Raw genomic sequence first — 19,701 nt, forward strand, 5'->3', positions numbered from 1 at the left:
TCGCGGCACATTCCCCGGGTTGCGGCGTAAACGCCTTACCCGGGCTACCGGCCCGCAGACGGTGATGAACCGTAGCCCGGCTAAGCGCAGCGCAAGCCGGGTAGAAACCGCAGCAATGCCACGTCGCGGCACATTCCCCGGGTTGCAGCGTAAACGCCTTACCCGGGCTACCGGCCCGCAGACGGTGATGAACCTGTAGCCCGGCTAAGCGCAGCGCAAGCCGGGTAGAAACCGCAGCAATGCCACATCGCGGCACATTCCCCGGGTTGCGGCGTAAACGCCTTACCCGGGCTACCGGCCCGCAGACGGTGATGAACCGTAGCCCGGCTAAGCGCAGCGCAAGCCGGGGGGGTTGTCGTAGCTAAAAAGCAATTAATGTTTTATTAACACCTGCGCTTCACCGTATAATCCCTGCGTTAACATCAGGAGCCTATTATGAAGCCAGCGAAAATTGCGGTGATTACCCTGTTCTTATTTATGGCCATCAGCGGCATCGGCGGCGTGATGCTGGCCGGTTATTCATTTATTGTTCGCGGTGGTGTCGGCTGATTCGCTGGTTCAGCCGTTCAAACCCCCGGTCGACGATAATCGCCGCCAGCGCCACCAGCAGCGCCCCCTGAATCACATAAGCGGTATTAAATCCGCTGAGGCCGATAACAATCGGCGTGCCGAGCGTATTCGCGCCGACGGTTGAAGCAATGGTCGCCGTACCGATATTGACGATGGTCGAGGTACGAATCCCGGCCAGCATCACCGGCGCCGCCAGCGGCAGCTCAACTTTTATCAGCCTCTGCCAGCCGGTCATCCCCATTCCCTGAGCGATAGCTAACACACCGGACGGTACCGCCCCAATCCCGGCCAGCGTGCCCTGTAAAACCGGTAAGATGCCGTACAGCACCAGCGCAATAAGCGCGGGCTGCCAGCCAAACCCCATCACCGGAACCGCAATCGCCAGCACCGCGACCGGCGGAAACGTCTGCCCCATTGCGGCAATCGTCTCCACCAGCGGGCGAAACTCATGCCCCGCCGGACGGGTGACCGCAATCCCGGCGACGACGCCCACCACCGTAGCCGCGAGGCTGGAGAGCGCCACCAGCCAAAAGTGCGCCAGGGTAAGAGAAACAAAACTCTCCTGCTGATAAACCGGACGCGGTAGTTCGGGAAACAGCGCGCTGAACAGCGGCGCGCTGTAGGGCAACGCCAGCAGCAGCGCGATAAACATGGCGCTGAGCCACAGCAGCGGATCACGCAGCACCTTCACGCCGGGCCTCCTCGCGCAGCAGGTCGGCAAAATGCAGCGTCCCGCAGGCCTCTCCCTGCTCATCGACCACCGGCAGCACCTCGCGGCGATGAGCAACGAACTGCGACAGCGCCTCGCGCAGGGTCATCGTCACGTTCAACGCGTCCCCCGCCAGGCGCTCATCGCGGCGCAGATAATCACTCACGCCGCGTAGCGACAGCAGGCGCACGCCCAGTTCGCTACGGCCAAAGAACGTCTCCACAAACGCATTTTTTGGCTCCAGCAGCATCTGCATCGGCTCACCCTGCTGTACCACTTCGCCGCCGTCCATCAACACCAGATGGTCCGCCAGCCGCAGCGCCTCATCGATATCGTGAGTCACCAGCACAATAGTGCGTCCCAGCAGGCGATGAATGCGGATCATCTCCTGCTGCAAGGCTTCGCGCGTCACCGGATCGAGCGCGCCGAAGGGTTCATCCATCAGCAGCACTTCCGGGTTGGCGGCCAGCGCGCGCGCCACGCCGACGCGCTGCTGCTGGCCGCCGGAAAGCTGATGCGGGTAGCGTTCGCGCAGGCCCGGCTCCAGCCCCAGCAAGGCCATCAGCTCATCGACCCGCGCCTGGGTCTTCTGCCGCGACCACTTTTGCAACTGCGGGACGGTGGCAATGTTCTGCGCCACCGTCCAGTGGGGGAACAGGCCGATGGACTGGATGGCGTAGCCCATTCTGCGGCGCAGTTCGAGCACCGGCTGCTGGCGAATATCCTGCCCGGCGAAACGGATCGTCCCGCTGTCGTGCTCCACCAGGCGATTAATCATCTTCAGCGTGGTCGACTTCCCCGAGCCGGAGGTGCCAATCAGCACCGAAAATGCCCCCTCGCGCAGATGCAGATTGAGGTTTTTCACCGCAGGCTCTCCGCCAAAGGCTTTATTGACGCCGTCGAACTCAATCACGGGCCTCTCCTTTCAGTAATGCGCCCCACAGCGCGAATAACGCATCCACCACCACCGCCAGCGCGATGGTCGGGATAACCCCCAGCAGCACCAGATCCAGCGCGCTGCTGAGCAGCCCCTGGAAAACCAGCGCGCCGAAGCCGCCCGCGCCAATCAGGGCCGCCACCACCGCCATACCCACGGTTTGTACGCTGACCACCCGCAGGCTGCGCAACAACACCGGCAACGCCAGCGGTAGCTGTACCTGACGAAAGCGCTGCACGCCGCTCATCCCCATCGCCGTCGCGCTCTCCAGCGCTTCGCGCGGCACCTGCTGAAGGCCGATCGTCACCCCGCGCACCAGCGGCAATAGCGCATACAGCACCAGCGCAATCAGCGCCGGCGTGATGCCGGTGCCGGAAACGCCGAGCTGCGCCAGCGACGGAAACTGGCGCGCCAGTCCGGCCAGCGGCGCGATAAGCAGGCCAAAAAGCGCGACGGAGGGAACGGTCTGAATCACGTTGAGAACGGCAAAAACCGGCGATTGCCAGCGGGGGTAGCGCCAGAGCCAGACGCCAACGGGCAAGCCAATCAGCAGCCCCGGCAGCAGGGTCCCCAACAGCAGCGTCACATGCTGGGACAGCGCATCGTCAAACACCTCGCGGCGATTGAAATACTCTTTCAGCAAAGAGAGGCCATCGAGCGCGCCGAGCCCCAGCAGCAGCGCGGGCAGCAGCCAGACCTGCGCGTTCAGCAGCCAGCGCCACAGGGCTCGGGTCGTCAGGCGACGAACGGCATCGCTGGCGATAAGCAGGCACAGGGCCAGCGCCAGCCACAGGCCGCTTCCCGGCGAGGTGCGGGCCAGCGGAGAACCGCTCTGAGCCAGCTGTACCGCCGCACTGCCGGCTCCCCATAGCAATAAAGGCAGCAGCAGATCCGCCAGCAGGAAGATAACCAGCAGTGGGAGACGCCCGGGACGCCAGCTCAGCAGCGCTATCAGCAGCCCTGCCGCCCCCAGTACGCCCGCCAGCCACGGCCAGACCTGCCATAGCCAGCGCCCCTCGCCGGATAACAGCCGGTTAGGCGCATAGTTGATAAACGGCAGCGCCATCGCCAGCAGCAGGAGGAATGCCAGCAGCAGCGCAACCCGGTTACAGCAACGAGTGGTCACGCGCGCCCTACTTCAGCAGCCCTTTCTGTTGCAGATAGTCGGCGGCGACTTTCTTCGCATCCAGGCCTTCAACCGCAATACTGGCGTTCAGCTTTTGCAGCGTCTTTTCATCCAGGCTGGCGAAGACCGGCTGTAGCCAGTCGGCTATCTGCGGATACGCTTTTAACACCGCTTCACGTACGACCGGCGTGGGCGCATAAATCGGCTGCACGCCCTTCGGGTCGCTCAGGGTTTGCAAACCCAGCGCGGCGACCGGGCCATCGGTACCGTAGGCCATCGCCGCATTCACGCCGGAGGTTTGCTGCGCCGCCGCTTTGATGGTGACCGCCGTATCGCCGCCCGCCAGCGACAGCAGCTGATTTTGCTTGAGCGTGAAGTCGTAGGCTTTTTCAAACGCCGGCAGCGCGTCCGGCCGTTCAATAAATTCCGCCGAGGCGGCCAGCTTAAAGTCACCGCCCTTTTTCAGATAGCCGGCAAGGTCGCTTAATGAGGCGAGGTGGTTTTTCTCCGCCAGATCCTGACGGACGGCGATAGTCCAGGTGTTGTTGGCCGGAGCCGGGGTAAGCCAGACGAGCTTATTCTTTTCCGCATCCAGCTTTTTAACTTTTTCGTATCCCTGCTGCGCGTTTTTCCACGCAGGGTCGTTCTCCTCTTTGAAGAAGAACGCGCCGTTGCCGGTATATTCCGGGTAAATGTCCAGCTCACCGGCGGTTATCGCCCCGCGCACCACCGGGGTGGTGCCGAGCTGGATTTTATTGACGGTTTTCACCCCGTGGCTTTCCAGAACCTGCAAAATAATATTGCCGAGCAGCGCCCCTTCGGTGTCAATTTTTGAGCCGACCTTAACCGGCTCCGCCGCCTGCAGCGGCAGGCTTATCAGGGCCGCCAGCGCCAGCGTGCCGGACCACATACTTGCCTTAATCATCCTCGCGTCCCTCTTTAATTTGCGCTCCATTAACAGGAGCTTAAGCAAAAAGCGTAGTTCATTTGGGGCGGAGCGGAAAAAGAAAAGGCCGATAAATCGGCCTTTGGGGTAAGGAATGCGTGTTCCCGGATGGCGGCCGCAGCCTTACCCGGGCGACAAATCACCATTACAGCAGTTCAAACTCGCTCTGCTTCACGCGGGCGGAGTCGACGCCGATAAAGACGTTGAATTTACCCGGCTCGGCGTCGTACTTCATCTGCTGGTTCCAGAACTTCAGCGCTTCAACGTCAATCGGGAAGCTGACGGTTTGCGTCTCGCCCGGCTTGAGGGTCACCTTTTTAAAGCCGCGCAGCATTTTCACCGGACGGCTCATGGAGGCGGTAACGTCCTGCAGATAAAGCTGAATCACCGTCGCCCCTTCGCGCTTGCCGGTATTGGTTACCTGCACGCTGGCGGTCACGCTGCCGTCGCGCTGCAGGGTCGGCGCCGACATTTTCACGTCGGAAACGCTAAAGGTGGTGTAGCTCAGGCCGTAGCCAAACGGATAGAGCGGGCCGTTGGCTTCATCAAAGTAGCGCGAGGTGTACTTGTTTGGCTTATCCGCATTGTACGGGCGACCGGTGTTGAGATGGCTGTAGTAGGTCGGGATCTGCCCGACCGAGCGCGGGAAGGACATGGGCAGCTTGCCAGACGGGTTGTAGTCGCCGAACAGCACATCGGCAATGGCGTTGCCGCCTTCGGTACCGGCAAACCAGGTTTCGAGGATCGCATCAGCCTGCTGATCCTCTTTCACCAGCGCCAGCGGACGACCATTCATTAGCACCAGCACCAGCGGTTTACCGGTCGCTTTCAGCGCGCTAATCAGAGCGCGCTGGCTCGGCGGCAGGGTGATGTCGGTGCGGCTGGAGGCTTCGTGGGCCATGCCCTGCGCCTCGCCCACCACGGCAACCACCACGTCGGACTGCTTCGCCGCCGCCACGGCTTCGTCAATCATCTCCTGCGGCGAGCGCGAGTCAACCTGCACCGCTTTCTCGTACAGATTGAGGAAGTCGACGATGCCTTTATCGTCAGTGACGTTGGCGCCTTTGGCATAGATAATCTTACCTTTGTCGCCCAGCGCATTCTGCAAACCGGTCAGCACGGTGACCGACTGATCGGCCACGCCCGCCGCCGACCAGCTGCCCATCATGTCGCGCTTGCTGTCGGCCAGCGCGCCGATTACCGCGATAGTGCCCGATTTTTTCAACGGCAGCGTATCGAGGCGGTTTTTCAGCAGCACCAGGCTTTCGCGCGCCACTTCGCGCGCTTCTTTGCGATGCAGGCGGCTTTCGGCGTTGGTATCCTGCGGATCGGAATCTTTCGGCCCCAGGTGGCTATACGGGTCGTTAAACAGGCCCATATCATATTTCACGTTCAGCACGTGGCGGGTCGCGTCATCCAGCTCCGCCATCGTCACCTTACCGGACTTCACCAGTCCCGGCAGATACTTGCTGTAGTACTCGTCGCTCATGCTCATATTGATGCCGGACTTCAGCGCCACGCGTACCGCGTCTTCCGGGTCCGACGCTACGCCGTGTTTGATCAGCTCTTTGATAGCGCCATGGTCGGAGACGGTGATGCCTTTAAAGCCCCACTGGTCGCGCAGCACGTCCTTAAGCAGCCAGGCGTCGGAGGTCGCCGGGGTACCGTTGAGCGAGTTGAGCGCCACCATAACCGCGCCGCTGCCCGCATCCAGCCCCGCTTTGTAGGGCGGCATATAGTCGTTGAACAGGCGCTGCGGGCTCATATCAACGGTGTTGTACTCTTTGCCGCCTTCGACCGCGCCGTAGGCGGCAAAGTGCTTGACGCTGGTCATCACCGAGTAGCGATCCGCCGGGCTTTTCCCCTGCATCGACTCCACCATCGCCCTGCCCATCTCGGTGGTCAGGTAGGTATCTTCCCCGAACCCTTCCGAAGCGCGGCCCCAGCGCGGGTCGCGGGAGACGTCGACCATCGGCGCCCAGGTCATGTTCAGGCCATCATCGGCCGCTTCGTAAGCCGACACCCGCCCGACGGTGTTCACCGCGTCGAGGTTAAAAGAGGAGGCCAGGCCAAGGCTAATCGGAAAGACGGTACGCTGGCCGTGGAGCACGTCATAGGCGAAAAAGAGCGGGATTTTCAGGCGGCTGAGTTCCATCACCTGATCCTGCATAATGCGTATATCATGGCGGGTCACGGTGTTAAAAATCGCCCCCACCTGGCCTTCTTTGATCATCTCGCGGATGGCCTCTTTCGGGTTATCCGGGCCGACGCTAATTAAGCGCAGCTGACCGATTTTTTCATCCACCGTCATTTTCGTCAGCAGTTCCGTCACAAACGCATCCCGCGCCTGCGGCGTTAGGGGATGATTGCCGAACAATTCATCCGCCAGCGCCGGTTGCAGCGCCAGGCTCACAGCGACGCCTACAGTACAAAGCCATTTCATTTTTATCCCTCATTGTTCCAGTCGACCAGATCGGCGAAAAGATAGCAAAAATCGAAGTCTGCCATAAACATAAACGAGACGCCTGAATAAAGCGCGCGTTGTTCTCTGATTTTTAGAAACATTGATGCATCAAATTGTCATACAAAGCGCTATTCTTATTTTTGATAATTTTGTACCACCACAAGGAGTGGAACATGTCATCTGCAACAACCTATAACAACGCTTTTCTGGCTGAACTCGCCCGTCTGGTCGGCTCGTCCCATCTGCTCACCGACCCGGCTAAAACCCAGCGCTACCGTAAAGGCTTTCGCTCCGGCCAGGGCGACGCGCTGGCGGTGGTCTTTCCCGGTACCCTGCTGGAGCTGTGGCGCGTGCTGAACGCCTGCGTCAACGCCGATAAAATCATTCTGATGCAGGCGGCCAACACCGGCCTGACCGAAGGCTCAACGCCGAACGGTAACGATTATGACCGCGATATCGTCATTATCAGCACCCTGCGCCTGGATAAACTGCATCTGCTGGATAAAGGCGAGCAGGTGCTGGCTTATCCCGGCACGACACTCTATTCGCTGGAAAAAGCGCTGAAGCCGCTGGGTCGCGAACCGCACTCGGTCATTGGTTCATCCTGCATCGGGGCATCGGTGGTCGGCGGGATCTGCAACAACTCCGGCGGCTCGCTGGTACAGCGCGGCCCGGCGTATACCGAAATGTCGCTGTACGCGCAAATTGATGAAAACGGCAAGCTGACGCTGGTGAACCACCTCGGCATTGACCTCGGCACCACGCCGGAGCAAATCCTCAGCCGCCTCGACGACGAACGGGTTAAAGATGAAGATGTGCGCCACGATGGCCGCCACGCCCACGATCATGATTACGTCACCCGCGTGCGCGACGTGAATGCCGATACCCCGGCGCGCTACAACGCCGACCCGGACCGCCTGTTTGAATCCTCGGGCTGCGCCGGCAAGCTGGCGGTGTTCGCCGTGCGCCTCGATACCTTCCCGGCGGAAAAACGCCAGCAGGTGTTCTACATCGGCACCAACCGCCCGGACGTGCTGACCGAAATTCGCCGCCATATTCTCGCCGAGTTCAACCATCTGCCGGTGGCGGGCGAGTATATGCACCGCGATATTTACGACATCGCCGAGCAGTACGGGAAAGACACCTTCCTGATGATCGACAAGCTCGGCACCGATAAAATGCCGTTCTTCTTTACCATGAAGGGCCGCACCGACGCGATGCTGGAGAAAGTGTCGCTGTTTAAGCCGCACTTCACCGACCGCTTTATGCAAAAGCTGGGTCACGTCTTCCCGTCGCATCTGCCGGAGCGAATGAAAACCTGGCGCGATAAATACGAACACCATCTGCTGCTGAAAATGGCGGGCGACGGCATCGAAGAGGCTCAGGCCTGGCTCGGGGAATATTTCCAGAATGCCGAAGGGGATTTCTTCGTCTGCACCGCAGAAGAAGGCAGCAAAGCCTTCCTGCACCGCTTTGCCGCCGCGGGTGCGGCGATCCGCTACCAGGCGGTTCACGCCGATGAGGTGGAAGATATTCTGGCGCTGGACATCGCCCTGCGCCGTAACGACACCGAATGGTTTGAGCATCTTCCCGCCGATATCGATAGCCAGCTGGTGCATAAGCTCTATTACGGCCACTTTATGTGCCACGTTTTCCATCAGGATTACATCGTGAAAAAAGGCATCGATGCCCACGAACTGAAAGAGAAAATGCTGGCGCTGCTGAAGGAGCGGGGCGCCCAATATCCGGCCGAGCATAACGTCGGCCATCTGTATGAAGCGCCGGAAAGCTTAAAACGCTTCTATCGCGAAAACGATCCCACCAACAGCATGAACCCGGGGATTGGCAAAACCAGTAAGCAAAAATACTGGGGCGAAGTGCAGGATAAACCGACGAGCGCGACCGAACCGCAATAATCCGCACGGGGGACTGTTCAGCCGCGGGGCTTCTGTATTACGCTGCACGCCGGAGAAATTTCCTCTCCGGCAAACCCGTTTAAGGAATTAACCCATCATGTCCGCAGTGGATAAGCTATACGACGCTGACTTAGAGATCCGCGAAGCGCTGCCCGATGACGCCCACGCTATCGCCGCGCTGTACGTCTGGCACGTGCTCAATGGACGCGCCTCTTTTGAAGAGATCCCGCCAACCGTGGATGAGATGCGCAAGCGAATCAAAACCGTGCGCGATAGCGGGCTGCCGTGGCTGGTTGCCCTGTGGCGCGGCACCATCGTCGGCTACTGCTACGCCACCTTTTACCGCCCGCGTCCGGCCTACCGCTACACCCTGGAAGAGTCGATTTACGTTGAGGCGGGAATGGGGGGACGCGGTATCGGCAGCGCCCTGCTCTCCCGGTTAATTGAGAAATGCGAACAGGGACCGTGGCGACAAATGCTGGCGATTATCGGCGACGGCCACAGTAACGCCGGGTCGATTGCGATTCATAAAAAGTTCGGTTTTAGCGTGGCGGGTCAGCTGCGCAGCGTCGGCTATAAGATGGGCGACTGGCGGGATACCTTGATTATGCAGCGCCCGCTCGGCGATGGCGACTGGACGCTGCCGGAGTAACCCCCCGGCTCGCGCTGCGCTTAGCCGGGCTACGGTACAGCGCGGTTCGGTAGCCCGGATAAGGCGTTTACGCCGTAATCCGGGGAAATGGGGGTTAATCGTTCTGCGCGGTCTGCGCGCCGCCTTTCAGCATCGCATCGGCCATCTGCGCTTCACGCTGCTTTTTATAGCTGAGCGCGGAAGCCGGAACCGGCATCACTTTTCCCGTTTCAATCCACGTTCTCAGGCGGCTGGCGTCGGCGAAGTGGGTATATTTGCCAAACGCATCCATCACCACCAGCGCCACCGGGCGCTGATTAATCACCGTACGCATAATCAGGCAGTGGCCCGCCGCGTTAGTAAAGCCGGTTTTGGTCAGCTGAATATTCCAGTTATCGCGGTAGACCAGATGGTTGGTATTGCGGAACGGCAGCGTATACGCCGGATGGGCGAATGTCGCCATATCTTCTTTGGTGGTGCTCAGCTGGCCAATCAGCGGATACTGCTCGCTGGCGATCAGCAGCTTAGTCAGATCGCGGGCGGTAGAGACGTTATGAATCGACAGACCGGTGGGCTCAACGTAGCGGGTGCGGGTCATCCCCAGCGCCTGCGCCTTGGCGTTCATCGCGCGGATAAAGGCGTCATAGCCGCCCGGATAATGGTGCGCCAGGCTGGCGGCGGCGCGGTTTTCCGACGACATCAGCGCCAGCAGCAGCATATTGCGGCGGCTGATTTGGCTGTTCAGGCGCACCCGTGAATAGATCCCTTTCATTTCAGGCGTCTGGCTGATATCAACGGTCAGCATCTCATCCAGCGGCAGATGGGCATCAAGCACCACCATCGCGGTCATCACCTTGGTGATCGACGCCATCGGGCGAACCAGGTCCGGTTGGCTGGCATAGATGATTTTTTTGCTGGCAAGGTCGACGATCATCGCACTGCCGGAAGCGATATCCGGCTGGGAGGCGGACACCGCCGTGGAGGTTTTAGCCAACGCCTGGGGCGCAAAAGGCACAGCCAGCAGCAACGTCAGGCTGAGCAAAGAAACTCGAAATTTGGTCATCGTGAACATTCTGAAAAGTATTTTTGCACGTTATGAACGTACGCCGCGGCGCTGGGGTGATGACGCCGCTGGCAAAAATCATCATACCTTGTCAGAACGCGAGCTGGCTAATAAGAATCGTGAACAAATGCTGCATTGCCGACATAAAAATCTATTTATGCCGGCAATGAGTTAAATCAGAAGAGCCGATATCCGTATCCCCAGAGAATAACGGTGATCGCCAGCAGCACTTCCAGCACCAGCACCCCTATCGCCAGAGTCGAGCTGGCGAAGCTCAACCCCTCTTCTTTGTTAATCCCCAGGAACGTGGGAATACCGAGATACAGCAGATAGCCGGTGTAAAGCAGCGCGACGGTCCCGACCAGCGCGCACAGCCACACCAGCGGATAGAGCGCCACGAGCCCGCTGAGGAAAAGCGGCGTGGCGACATAGCCGGCGAAAACCATACAGCGCTTAAGGGAAGGCCGCTGCGGATAGCTTCGCGCCATCCACCAGATAACCCGCCCCATCACCGCAACCCCGGCGAGCATCACGGCGTAAAACAGCACCGCCAGGGCCAGCCCGGTCATCAGCGACAGTTTTACCACCGTGCCGTCGCCGAAGTTCCAGCCCAGCTGCGTGGTGCCGATAAAGGCGCAGATAACCGGAACCGCCGCCATGACCAGCACATGGTGCGTATAGTGATGCGAAACGGTTTCGTTTTCGCTTTTAATAACGCTCATCTCTTGATTAGGATGAGAGAAGAGCCCCCAGACATGGTTCATAGCGTCCCCCTTGTCACGGCGTGGTACAGCACTGATCCAAGTATAATTCACCTTGTAGATTATTTTGTGTACAGCGAGAAAAATGCGCTTCCCCCGCATTTTTATCATCAGGGTGTATGATTAAGGGACTGACGTTTTATGGAGTTAATCTTTATATGGATATCAATAACCTGATTTCCCAGTACGGCTACGCGGCGCTGGTCATTGGCAGCGTGGCGGAAGGCGAAACCATCACGCTGCTCGGCGGCGTGGCGGCACATCAGGGATTATTGAAGTTCTGGCTGGTGGTTATCTCGGTCGCCCTAGGGGGGATGATTGGCGATCAGCTGCTTTATTTACTCGGCAGGCGCTTTGGCGGACGGATTCTGCGGCGATTCGCACGCCAGAAAAAGCGGATCCAAAAGGCCCAGCGGATGATCCAGCGTCGCCCCTACCTGTTTGTCATCGGCACCCGCTTTATGTACGGCTTTCGGGTTATCGGCCCGCTGCTGATTGGCGCCAGCCGCCTGCCGCCGAAGGTGTTTCTGCCGCTGAATATTGTCGGCGCGATTATCTGGGCGTTAATTTTTACCACGCTCGGCTATCTCGGCGGGGAAGCGATTGGCCCGTGGCTGCATCATCTGGATGCGCATCTGAAGCACTGGATCTGGCTGATTCTGGCGGTGGTGCTGGTGGTTGCGGCGCACTGGTGGCTAAAGCGCCGCGAGGCAAAGAAGAAAGAGTGACGAGAGTTCCCGGATGGCGGCGTAAACGCCTTATCCGGGCTACAGACTCCACGGACCGCATGGGCCTGTAGCCCGGCTAAGCGCAGCGCGAGCCGGGGAAACAGAACTACTTCGTCGCCTGATGATACCCGCCGCCCAGCGCGGAGGTCAGCTGGATGCTGGCATCAAGCCACTGGCCGTGCAGGCGCAGCGCGGTGACGCGCTCCTGCAGCGCCGGCAGCTTCGCCAGGCTGACGCGCGAGCCGGAAATAATCCCGGCGTTCATCCGCGCCTGCGCCAGCGCGACCATCCGCTGAGCATCTTTTTCAACCTGCTGCTGCTGCTGATTTTTCGCCATCAGCGTTTCCATCTGGCTGGCAGTTTTCGCCACCTGATTAACCGCATCGACCACCGCTTTGTTGTACTTCGCTATCGACAGGCCATTTTGCGCGCTGGCGATATCCAGATTCGCGTTCAGGCGGCCGCTATCAAAGATCGGCAGGGTCAGCCCGGCGGTGACGCCCATCTGCTGGGCAGAGTGGCGGAACAGATCGCTGAGATGCAGGGCATCCTGCTGCAGGAAGGCCATCAGGTTGATATCCGGATAAAACGCGGCTTTCGCGGCATCAACTTCGCTTAATGAAGCCTCGATATACCAGTGCGCGACCTGCAGGTCCGGGCGTCGCGCCAGCAGCTCATAGCCCAGCTGGTTAGGTATTTGCGCGCTGACGGCGGGTAAATCCGCTGGATGAAGATTCAGCGCCTGGCTCTGGCTGTTGGTCAGCGCCATCAGCCGCGCTTCAATCTCCTTCATATTGCCCGCCACGTCGGCGAGCTGCTGATCGGTTTTACTGACGTTAATATCGTTCTCGGCCCCTTCGGCCGAGTTGGTGATCCCGCGTTGATACAGCGCAGTATCCACGGTAACGACATTATTCTGTTCACGCTTCACCTGCGTCAGCACGTTTTTAATGGCCGCTTCGGTCTGCCACTGCCAGTAAAGGCGGGCGACGCTGCCGGCCAGCAGTTCGCGGGTCTGGGCTTCTTCGGCAACCTGAGCTTTGACTTCACCGATGCGCGCTTTAAGCAGCGCGCGGTTTTTACCCCACAGGTCCAGATCCCATCCGGCGGTCAGTCCGAAGGTGCCGTTGGTGTACCACGGCCCGGTATTGCCGTCGGTATCGGTGGCAAACGGCCCCATCAGCCCCTCGGAGGACATTTTCTGCCGTTCAATATCGGCGGAAAAATCCAGGTTCGGTCCCAGGCTGGATTGCGACATCCGTGCCTGCGCTTCCGCCAGCCTGATGCGCTGTTCGGCAATCTGCATGTCCGGCGCATTGGCTAAGGCACGCTGAATCAGGCTATTGAGCTGAGGGTCATGGTAATCCTGCCACCAGTTGCTCTGCGGCCAGCCGTTTTTCACGGCGGCGGGCAGTTCCGTTGCGACGTGGGATGCCGGGGTTTGCTGCTGGAGCGGCTTGCCAGTATCGTGCGATGGCGCGCAGCCCGCCAGCGCGATAACCAGTGGCAGGCCAGCCAACGCGCGTTTGCTCAAAGTCAGGTTCATGAAATCGGTCAGATGATTAAATAAGGTCGGGTATATTAAGCTACTTGCATCCTTGCCGTTTAGTAAAGCGTGTGCCGTAACTATTAGCAGACTAAAAATAAACTTCTCATGGAGTGACAATGAGTCAGAACATCTATGACGATCCCGCTTTTTTTGCCGGATACGCCACCCTCGACCGTTCAGTCAAAGGGCTGGAAGGCGCGCCCGAGTGGCCGACCCTTCAGCAAATGCTTCCGCCGTTATCCGGTTTACGCGTCGTCGATCTTGGCTGCGGCTACGGCTGGTTTTGCCGCTGGGCCCGCGACCAGGGCGCCGCGCAGGTGGACGGGCTGGATCTCTCCAGCCGAATGCTGGAGCGCGCCCGCGAAATGACGGAGGGCGAAGGTATCCGCTATCGCTGCGAAGATCTTCAGACGCTTACCCTGCCCGCCGATAGCTGCGAGCTGGTCTATAGCTCGCTGGCGCTGCACTATCTGCCCGACGTGGCGCCGCTGTTCACCACCGTTTACCGGGCGCTGACGCCCGGCGGCACGCTGCTGTTCTCCGCCGAGCATCCCATCTATACCGCCCCGCCGCGTCAGGGCTGGCAGGTGGATGAGAACGGGCAGAAAAGTTGGCCGGTGAGCCACTACCAGCAGGAGGGCGAGCGCATCAGCAACTGGTTTGCCGACGGGGTGAAAAAGCAGCATCGCAAGCTGTCCAGCTGGATAAACCAGCTGATCGCCGCCGGTTTTATCATCGATCATCTGGATGAGTGGGGACCGACGGCGGAGCAGATTGCCGCTCAGCCGGCGCTGGATGAAGAAAAAGAGCGGCCGATGATTTTTCTCCTGCGCGCGCGCAAGCCGGCGTAATAGGCAAAAAGGCCCGGAAGTTATCCGGGCCATAAGGCTGATGTTAGCTTCGTGCTCAGGGCATTACTCTTTTAAGCTGCCGCCGTTGGTGGCGATTACCTCTTTATACCACCAGAAGCTCTTCTTGCGGCTGCGCGCCAGGGTGCCGTTGCCTTCATCGTCGCGATCGACGTAGATAAAGCCATAGCGTTTGGACATCTCCGCCTTCGACGCGCTCACCAGGTCGATAGGCCCCCAGCTGGTGTAGCCCATCAGCTCAACGCCGTCCTCTATTGCCTCACGAGCCTGCACCAGATGGTCGTTAAGGTAGCTGATCCGGTAATCGTCGTTGATGCTGCCGTCGGCTTCCACCTTATCCTTTGCGCCCAGGCCGTTTTCCACGATAAACAGCGGCTTCTGATAGCGATCCCACAGCACGTTCAGCAGCGTGCGCAGGCCAAGGGGGTCAATCTGCCAGCCCCACTCCGAGCTTGCCAGGTGCGGGTTCGGCACCATGCTGAGAATATTGCCGCGCGATTTTTTGTTCAGCTCTTCGTCGGCGGTCACGCAGCCGGTCATATAGTAGCTGAAGGAGATAAAATCGACGGTCTCTTTCAGGGCTTCGCGATCGGCATCGGCGATCTCAAGGCTAATGCCGTTGTCGCGGAAATAGCGCAGCATATAGCCCGGGTAAGCGCCGCGGCACTGGACATCGCCAAAGAACTGCCAGCTGCGGTTCTGCTGCAGGGTTTCAAAAATATCGTCCGGTTTGCAGCTCAGCGGATACATCAGGCCGCCGAGCAGCATGTTGCCGATTTTGCCCTCAGGCACGATGTCATGGCAGGCCTTAGCCGCCAGCGCGCTCGCCACCAGCTGATGATGAATGGCCTGGTAGACTTCAGCTTTGCTGCTGTCGGCCGGCAGACCGACGCCGGTCATCGGCGCGTGCAGGGACATATTGATTTCATTAAAGGTCAGCCACAGTTTGACCTTCGCCTGGTAGCGCGCAAACACCGTACGGGCGTAGCGTTCGAAGAAGCCAATGACTTTGCGATTGCCCCAGCCGCCGTAGTTTTTCACCAGCGCCCACGGCATCTCATAGTGGGACAGGGTCACCAGCGGAGTAATATTGTGCTTCGCCATTTCATCAAACAGCTTATCGTAAAAGGCCAGCCCGGCTTCGTTTGGCTGCGCCTCATCGCCCTCAGGGAAAATACGCGCCCAGGCAATGGATACGCGCAGGCAGTTAAAGCCCATCTCGGCAAAGAGGCTGATATCCTCCGGATAACGATGGTAAAAATCGATAGCAACATCTTTTATACCGCTATCGCCAGGCACGCGTTCTACGACGTCGCCAAATACGCCGCGCGGCTGGACGTCAGAAGTGGTTAATCCCTTCCCGTCTTCCAGATAAGCGCCTTCAACCTGGTTTGCCGCGGTCGCGCCGCCCCATAAAAACGCCTGTGGGAATGTCTTCATTCATCTCTCTCCTGTGATTAACGGCTTACGGACAACAGCGGCTGACCGGCATCCACCGCGCTGGCGGATACGATGTCGAGAGCACGAAAATCGTCGCTGTTGCTGATAATAATGGGCGTCGCCAGATCGTAACCGGCGTTCAGAATCGCCTGACGGTCAAACTCCAGCAGCAGATCGCCCGCTTTGATTTTGTCGCCCTCTTTAACGTGGGCGGTGAACGGTGCGCCATCGAGCTTGACGGTGTCGATGCCCACGTGGATGAGCAGCTCGATTCCGCTATCGCTCAGCAGACCGATGGCATGTTTCGTCTGAAAAATCGAGGCGACCTCGCCCGAGAACGGCGCAATAACTTTGCCCACTGAGGGGATAATCGCCACGCCCTGGCCAAGTAAACCGCTGGCGAAGGTACTATCGGGAACCTGATCCAACGCCAGTACGCTGCCGGTCATCGGCGCCAGGATGTCGTTTTCCGAGGCCGGAGCCACCACAACGGCCGCCTGTTCAGCGGTGCTGCGCGGCAGCCCGGCGACTAACGTGAGCGCGCAGGCGATAATTAAAGCGGCAACCGTCCCCAGCGCGCCGCCCCACACCGTGGCGTCAATGCCCTGCGGCGGGATCATCTGCGCCAGGGTGAAAATATTACCGAAACCGAAAGAATAGACGTGGCTGTCGCTAAAGCCGACAATCGCGCCGCCGATGGCGCCAGCGACGCAGCCGAAGATAAACGGACGGCGGAGCGGCAGATTCAGCCCATAAATCGCCGGCTCGGTCACGCCGAAGATCCCCGCGGATACCGCCGAGCCCGCCAGCACTTTTTGCCGCGCATCGCGGGTGCGCAGGAAAATCCCCAGCGCGGCGCCAACCTGCCCCATCACCGCCGGCAGCAGCATCGGCATCATCGAATCATGGCCAAGCACGGCAAGGTTGTTAATCATTAACGGTATCAGGCCCCAGTGCAGCCCAAAGATGACGCACACCTGCCACAGCGCCCCCATCGCCGCGCCGGCAAGCCAGGGCGCAACCTGATAGATAAGCTGATAGCCGTTGGCCAGCTGCTGGCTCAGCCAGGTCGCAACCGGGCCGATAATCAGAAACGTGAGCGGGACGACCACGGCCAGGCAAATCGCCGGGGTAAAGAAGTTCTTCATCGACGAGGGCAGTATCGCGTTGCTGCGCCGCTCAATCCAGCAGCTCACCCATGAGGCGAGGATAATCGGGATGACCGATGAACTGTAATTGATAAAGGTCACCGGAATCCCAAGGAAATACTCCGTCGCGGCGTCAGGCACCATACTGGCTTCAAAAGATTGAATCATCAGCGGGTGGGTTAACGCGCCGCCGATCACCATGGTAATAAAGGCGTTGCCGCCAAATTTCTTACCGGCGGTATAGCCGAGAAACAGCGGGAAAAAGAAGAACAGCGCATCGCTGGCGGCAAACCAGATTTTGTAGGTTGCCTGCTGCGTCGTTAACCAGCCGCAAACCACCGCCAGCGCCAGCAGCCCTTTGAGGATCCCCGAGGCCGCCAGGACACCGATAAACGGGGTGAAAATACCGGAAACCACGTCGATAAGCTGGCCGATAATCGACACTTTTTCGCCTTTCACCGCCACCGGCTCGCTGTCATCCGTCAGTCCGGCTTCGCTGCGCACCGCCAGCCAGACATCGTGCACGTGGTTACCGATGACCACCTGAAACTGGCCGCCGCTTTCCACCACCATGATGACGCCAGGATTCGCCTTCAGTCCTTCGGCATCCGCCTTCTTGCTATCTTTGAGCTTAAAACGCAGCCGCGTTGCGCAGTGAACCAGACTCACAATATTCTCTTTGCCACCAACCCGGCTGAGAATATCCTGCGCGAGTGCTTTATATTCCATGCTGTTTTTCCTTACTTCCGCTGCCCGCAGGCATCGTTAACTGAGTATTAAAAATAAAAAAACCCGAGAACAACGCCGTGTAGGCGTTGCGCTCAGGTTTTGCCTGCGTAATGCAGTAACAATCCAGTTGTAGCGCGGGAGCTATGCGCCAGGCCCGATCGGCGCTTAGCGTCCCTCTTTTCTCACCCGCTCAATATGAATGGCGAGAAACATAATTTCTTCCGTCGTCAGCGGCCGCTGGTAGCTCTTTTGCAGGTGCCGCGCGACGGTTTCCGCACACTTCCACGCTTTAGGGTAGTTATCCTTTACCGCGCTGTGCAGCGTCACATCATCATCTTCGACCACCGTTCGCGTCAGCATACGCTGGGCGAAAAACTTGAGATGGGTGACAAAGCGCTGGTAGCTCAGCGACTCTTCGTCGTAGTTCAGCGTCAGCTGATACTTCACCAGCTGCAGGATCTCCTGCATGACCCGGGTGACGTGCATCACTTCCGGCATTTCGCTGTTGAGCTGCGCCGTGACCAGATGCAGGGCGATAAAACCCGCTTCATCTTCGGCCAGTTCAACCCCGAGCCGTTTGGCGATAATCGCCCGCGCTTCCTGCCCTAACTCAAATTCCTTCGGATACAGCCGCTTTATTTCCCACAGCAGCACATTACGAATAGCGATGCCCTTCTTCTGCCGCTCAATCGCAAAGTGGCAGTGGTCGGTCAGGGTAATGTACAAACTATCCTGTAACTTACCGAGACGACCGCGCGCCAGATCGATGATCCGATCGCAGGTCGTCATCACTTCTAATGGTATCTGACTGAGTAATTCACCTAAACGGCCAACCAGTTCATCGCTCTGCAGCGCGAAGACCTTTTCAATTTTACTTTCATCAAGAGAGTCACCAACGCGTTTCTGAAAGGCAAGTCCTCGGCCCATGACCACCTGTTCGCGCTGCTGCTCATCAACAACCACCACTACATTATTATTAAGTACTTTGGCGATTTGCATATGAACCCCAAAAACAAAAAAACCTGACCCCGACGGATGCCAGGAAATCAGGTTTTGCCTGCCGGAGCAGTAACAATCGGTAGTGAGTATTTCACTGTCCGCCGGGTAATCTCAATGGGACAAGCTAAAAAATGTGATGCCGGTCAGATAGTTTAGCTACGCCAGTCGTTAATCGTGCGCGCTATGCTGGTTGAATCCTGTAGGGTGCGTACCGCGCTGAACAGGTCAGCCGCTTCCAGATACTCTTTACGCAAATAGCTCAGCCACTGTTTTATCCGCGCGACGTGATAAAGGCCGGTGTCGCCCTGCTTTTCCAGACGGGTGTATTTTTGCAGCAGTTCGACCACCTGCGGCCAGGGCATACGCGGTTCGTTATATTTTATCACCCGACTCAGGTTTGGAACGTTCAGCGCGCCGCGGCCAATCATCACCGCATCGCAGCCGGTCGCGGCCAGGCAATCCTGGGCGCTTTGCCAGTCCCAGATTTCACCGTTGGCCACCACCGGGATAGTCAGGCGCTGACGGATTTCGCCGATAGCCTGCCAGTCAATGCGTTCCGCTTTATAGCCATCCTCTTTGGTGCGGCCGTGAACCACCAGCTCGCTGGCGCCCGCCTGCTGGACCGCATCGGCAATTTCAAACCGCCGCTCGCCGCTGTCCCAGCCAAGCCGAACTTTTACCGTGACCGGCAGATGGCCGGGAACCGCCTCGCGCATCGCTTTGGCGCCGCGATAGATAAGCTCGGGATCTTTGAGCAGAGTCGCCCCGCCGCCGCTGCCGTTCACCAGTTTTGACGGGCAGCCGCAGTTAAGGTCAACGCCCCAGGAACCGAGTTCGACCGCGCGAGCGGCGTTTTCCGCCAGCCACTGCGGATACTGCCCGAGCAGCTGTACGCGCACGCGGGTGCCGGACGGCGTCAGGCTGTTGTTATGCAGTTCCGGACACAGTCTGTAGAACGATTTTACCGGCAGGAGCTGATCCACCACGCGCAAGAATTCGGTGATGCAGAGATCGTAATCATTTACTTCGGTCAGCAGCTCGCGCACCAGCGAATCGAGCACGCCTTCCATCGGCGCCAGTAATACACGCATATTGTTTTTTCATTGCCCGGAAAAA

Annotated in this window: 17 protein-coding genes and 1 pseudogene; 6 read left to right on the plus strand and 12 right to left on the minus strand. The window is 59.0% G+C overall.

Annotated elements, in window-relative coordinates; translation table 11 throughout:
* On the plus strand, positions 1-199 hold a 199-nt coding region (locus tag ABLU88_RS04450), incomplete at its 5' end, for a hypothetical protein (RefSeq protein WP_348836184.1).
* A gap of 236 nt (positions 200-435) precedes the next feature.
* Complete coding sequence (locus tag ABLU88_RS04455; protein WP_004103838.1) at positions 436-549, plus strand: protein YohO; 114 nt, start codon at positions 436-438, stop codon at positions 547-549.
* Here the strand turns inward: ABLU88_RS04455 and ABLU88_RS04460 are convergent.
* The 5 genes from ABLU88_RS04460 to bglX all read right to left on the minus strand — a co-directional run bounded on the left by ABLU88_RS04460 (position 524) and on the right by bglX (position 6,731).
* Positions 524-1,261 (minus strand): ABC transporter permease, encoded by a 738-nt coding sequence (locus ABLU88_RS04460; protein WP_046877134.1) that lies wholly within the window; start codon positions 1,259-1,261, stop codon positions 524-526. The two genes, ABLU88_RS04455 and ABLU88_RS04460, sit on opposite strands and share 26 nt — an antisense overlap.
* A complete protein-coding gene (locus ABLU88_RS04465) occupies positions 1,245-2,192 on the minus strand; it encodes an ABC transporter ATP-binding protein (RefSeq protein WP_049082270.1) in 948 nt (315 codons plus the stop codon). Before ABLU88_RS04465 ends, ABLU88_RS04460 begins: the two co-directional genes overlap by 17 nt.
* On the minus strand, positions 2,185-3,342 hold the full coding sequence (locus ABLU88_RS04470; RefSeq protein WP_049082271.1) for an ABC transporter permease: 1,158 nt from the start codon (positions 3,340-3,342) through the stop codon (positions 2,185-2,187). The genes ABLU88_RS04465 and ABLU88_RS04470 overlap by 8 nt, the downstream gene beginning before the upstream one ends.
* 7 nt (positions 3,343-3,349) lie before the next feature.
* The gene (locus ABLU88_RS04475) at positions 3,350-4,267 is read right to left on the minus strand and encodes an ABC transporter substrate-binding protein (protein ID WP_032693700.1); all 918 of its coding nucleotides are present in this window, start codon (positions 4,265-4,267) and stop codon (positions 3,350-3,352) included.
* A gap of 166 nt (positions 4,268-4,433) precedes the next feature.
* Positions 4,434-6,731 (minus strand): beta-glucosidase BglX, encoded by a 2,298-nt coding sequence (bglX, locus tag ABLU88_RS04480; RefSeq protein ID WP_071846086.1) that lies wholly within the window; start codon positions 6,729-6,731, stop codon positions 4,434-4,436.
* Positions 6,732-6,925: 194 nt separating this feature from the next.
* On the opposite strand from bglX, the gene dld reads away from it, so the two are divergent.
* Together dld and ABLU88_RS04490 are read left to right on the plus strand one after the other, a co-directional pair.
* Entirely contained in the window at positions 6,926-8,668 is a 1,743-nt protein-coding gene (gene dld / locus ABLU88_RS04485) for a D-lactate dehydrogenase (protein WP_064374532.1), read from the plus strand.
* A 97-nt stretch (positions 8,669-8,765) separates the two neighbouring features.
* Positions 8,766-9,320, plus strand: coding sequence for a GNAT family N-acetyltransferase (locus ABLU88_RS04490; protein ID WP_014230137.1), 555 nt, complete (start codon positions 8,766-8,768; stop codon positions 9,318-9,320).
* A 94-nt stretch (positions 9,321-9,414) separates the two neighbouring features.
* On the opposite strand, the gene pbpG is transcribed toward ABLU88_RS04490, so the two are convergent.
* Both pbpG and ABLU88_RS04500 read right to left on the minus strand, forming a co-directional pair.
* Positions 9,415-10,362: a D-alanyl-D-alanine endopeptidase gene (gene pbpG / locus ABLU88_RS04495; protein ID WP_064374531.1), complete on the minus strand. Its 948-nt coding sequence runs from the start codon at positions 10,360-10,362 to the stop codon at positions 9,415-9,417.
* Between the two features lie 176 nt (positions 10,363-10,538).
* A complete protein-coding gene (locus ABLU88_RS04500) occupies positions 10,539-11,126 on the minus strand; it encodes a Yip1 family protein (RefSeq protein WP_004122818.1) in 588 nt (195 codons plus the stop codon).
* Positions 11,127-11,281: 155 nt separating this feature from the next.
* Here ABLU88_RS04500 and ABLU88_RS04505 point away from each other — a divergent pair, with 155 nt between their 5' ends.
* A complete protein-coding gene (locus ABLU88_RS04505; RefSeq protein ID WP_014230139.1) occupies positions 11,282-11,851 on the plus strand; it encodes a DedA family protein in 570 nt (189 codons plus the stop codon).
* A 106-nt stretch (positions 11,852-11,957) separates the two neighbouring features.
* Here the strand turns inward: ABLU88_RS04505 and mdtQ are convergent, their stop codons facing one another.
* Entirely contained in the window at positions 11,958-13,397 is a 1,440-nt protein-coding gene (gene mdtQ, locus ABLU88_RS04510; RefSeq protein ID WP_032750600.1) for a multidrug resistance outer membrane protein MdtQ, read from the minus strand.
* 119 nt (positions 13,398-13,516) lie between these two features.
* On the opposite strand from mdtQ, the gene ABLU88_RS04515 reads away from it, so the two are divergent.
* A complete protein-coding gene (locus tag ABLU88_RS04515; RefSeq protein WP_348836185.1) occupies positions 13,517-14,251 on the plus strand; it encodes a class I SAM-dependent methyltransferase in 735 nt (244 codons plus the stop codon).
* 63 nt (positions 14,252-14,314) lie between these two features.
* On the opposite strand, the gene ascB is transcribed toward ABLU88_RS04515, so the two are convergent.
* The 4 genes and pseudogenes from ascB to dusC form a co-directional block, all read right to left on the minus strand.
* On the minus strand, positions 14,315-15,709 hold the full coding sequence (ascB, locus tag ABLU88_RS04520) for a 6-phospho-beta-glucosidase (RefSeq protein ID WP_014230142.1): 1,395 nt from the start codon (positions 15,707-15,709) through the stop codon (positions 14,315-14,317).
* A gap of 17 nt (positions 15,710-15,726) precedes the next feature.
* Positions 15,727-17,698, minus strand: a pseudogene (gene bglF / locus ABLU88_RS04525) (PTS beta-glucoside transporter subunit IIABC).
* 53 nt (positions 17,699-17,751) lie between these two features.
* Positions 17,752-18,585, minus strand: coding sequence for a transcriptional antiterminator BglG (bglG, locus tag ABLU88_RS04530; RefSeq protein WP_014230144.1), 834 nt, complete (start codon positions 18,583-18,585; stop codon positions 17,752-17,754).
* Between the two features lie 152 nt (positions 18,586-18,737).
* Complete coding sequence (dusC, locus tag ABLU88_RS04535; protein ID WP_014230145.1) at positions 18,738-19,676, minus strand: tRNA dihydrouridine(16) synthase DusC; 939 nt, start codon at positions 19,674-19,676, stop codon at positions 18,738-18,740.
* Between the last annotated feature and the right edge of the window lie 25 nt (positions 19,677-19,701).

Source organism: Klebsiella sp. GW_Kp182 (genome assembly GCF_040062275.1).
GTDB lineage: Bacteria > Pseudomonadota > Gammaproteobacteria > Enterobacterales > Enterobacteriaceae > Klebsiella > Klebsiella michiganensis.

Coding starts and splice junctions, on each gene's coding strand:
- ABLU88_RS04455 (WP_004103838.1), top strand. CDS start 436: ATGAAGCCAGCGAAAATTGCGGTGATTACCCTGTTCTTATTTATGGCC.
- ABLU88_RS04475 (WP_032693700.1), bottom strand. CDS start 4,267: ATGATTAAGGCAAGTATGTGGTCCGGCACGCTGGCGCTGGCGGCCCTG.
- bglX (WP_071846086.1), bottom strand. CDS start 6,731: ATGAAATGGCTTTGTACTGTAGGCGTCGCTGTGAGCCTGGCGCTGCAA.
- dld (WP_064374532.1), top strand. CDS start 6,926: ATGTCATCTGCAACAACCTATAACAACGCTTTTCTGGCTGAACTCGCC.
- ABLU88_RS04490 (WP_014230137.1), top strand. CDS start 8,766: ATGTCCGCAGTGGATAAGCTATACGACGCTGACTTAGAGATCCGCGAA.
- pbpG (WP_064374531.1), bottom strand. CDS start 10,362: ATGACCAAATTTCGAGTTTCTTTGCTCAGCCTGACGTTGCTGCTGGCT.
- ABLU88_RS04500 (WP_004122818.1), bottom strand. CDS start 11,126: ATGAACCATGTCTGGGGGCTCTTCTCTCATCCTAATCAAGAGATGAGC.
- ABLU88_RS04505 (WP_014230139.1), top strand. CDS start 11,282: ATGGATATCAATAACCTGATTTCCCAGTACGGCTACGCGGCGCTGGTC.
- mdtQ (WP_032750600.1), bottom strand. CDS start 13,397: ATGAACCTGACTTTGAGCAAACGCGCGTTGGCTGGCCTGCCACTGGTT.
- ABLU88_RS04515 (WP_348836185.1), top strand. CDS start 13,517: ATGAGTCAGAACATCTATGACGATCCCGCTTTTTTTGCCGGATACGCC.
- ascB (WP_014230142.1), bottom strand. CDS start 15,709: ATGAAGACATTCCCACAGGCGTTTTTATGGGGCGGCGCGACCGCGGCA.
- bglG (WP_014230144.1), bottom strand. CDS start 18,585: ATGCAAATCGCCAAAGTACTTAATAATAATGTAGTGGTGGTTGTTGAT.
- dusC (WP_014230145.1), bottom strand. CDS start 19,676: ATGCGTGTATTACTGGCGCCGATGGAAGGCGTGCTCGATTCGCTGGTG.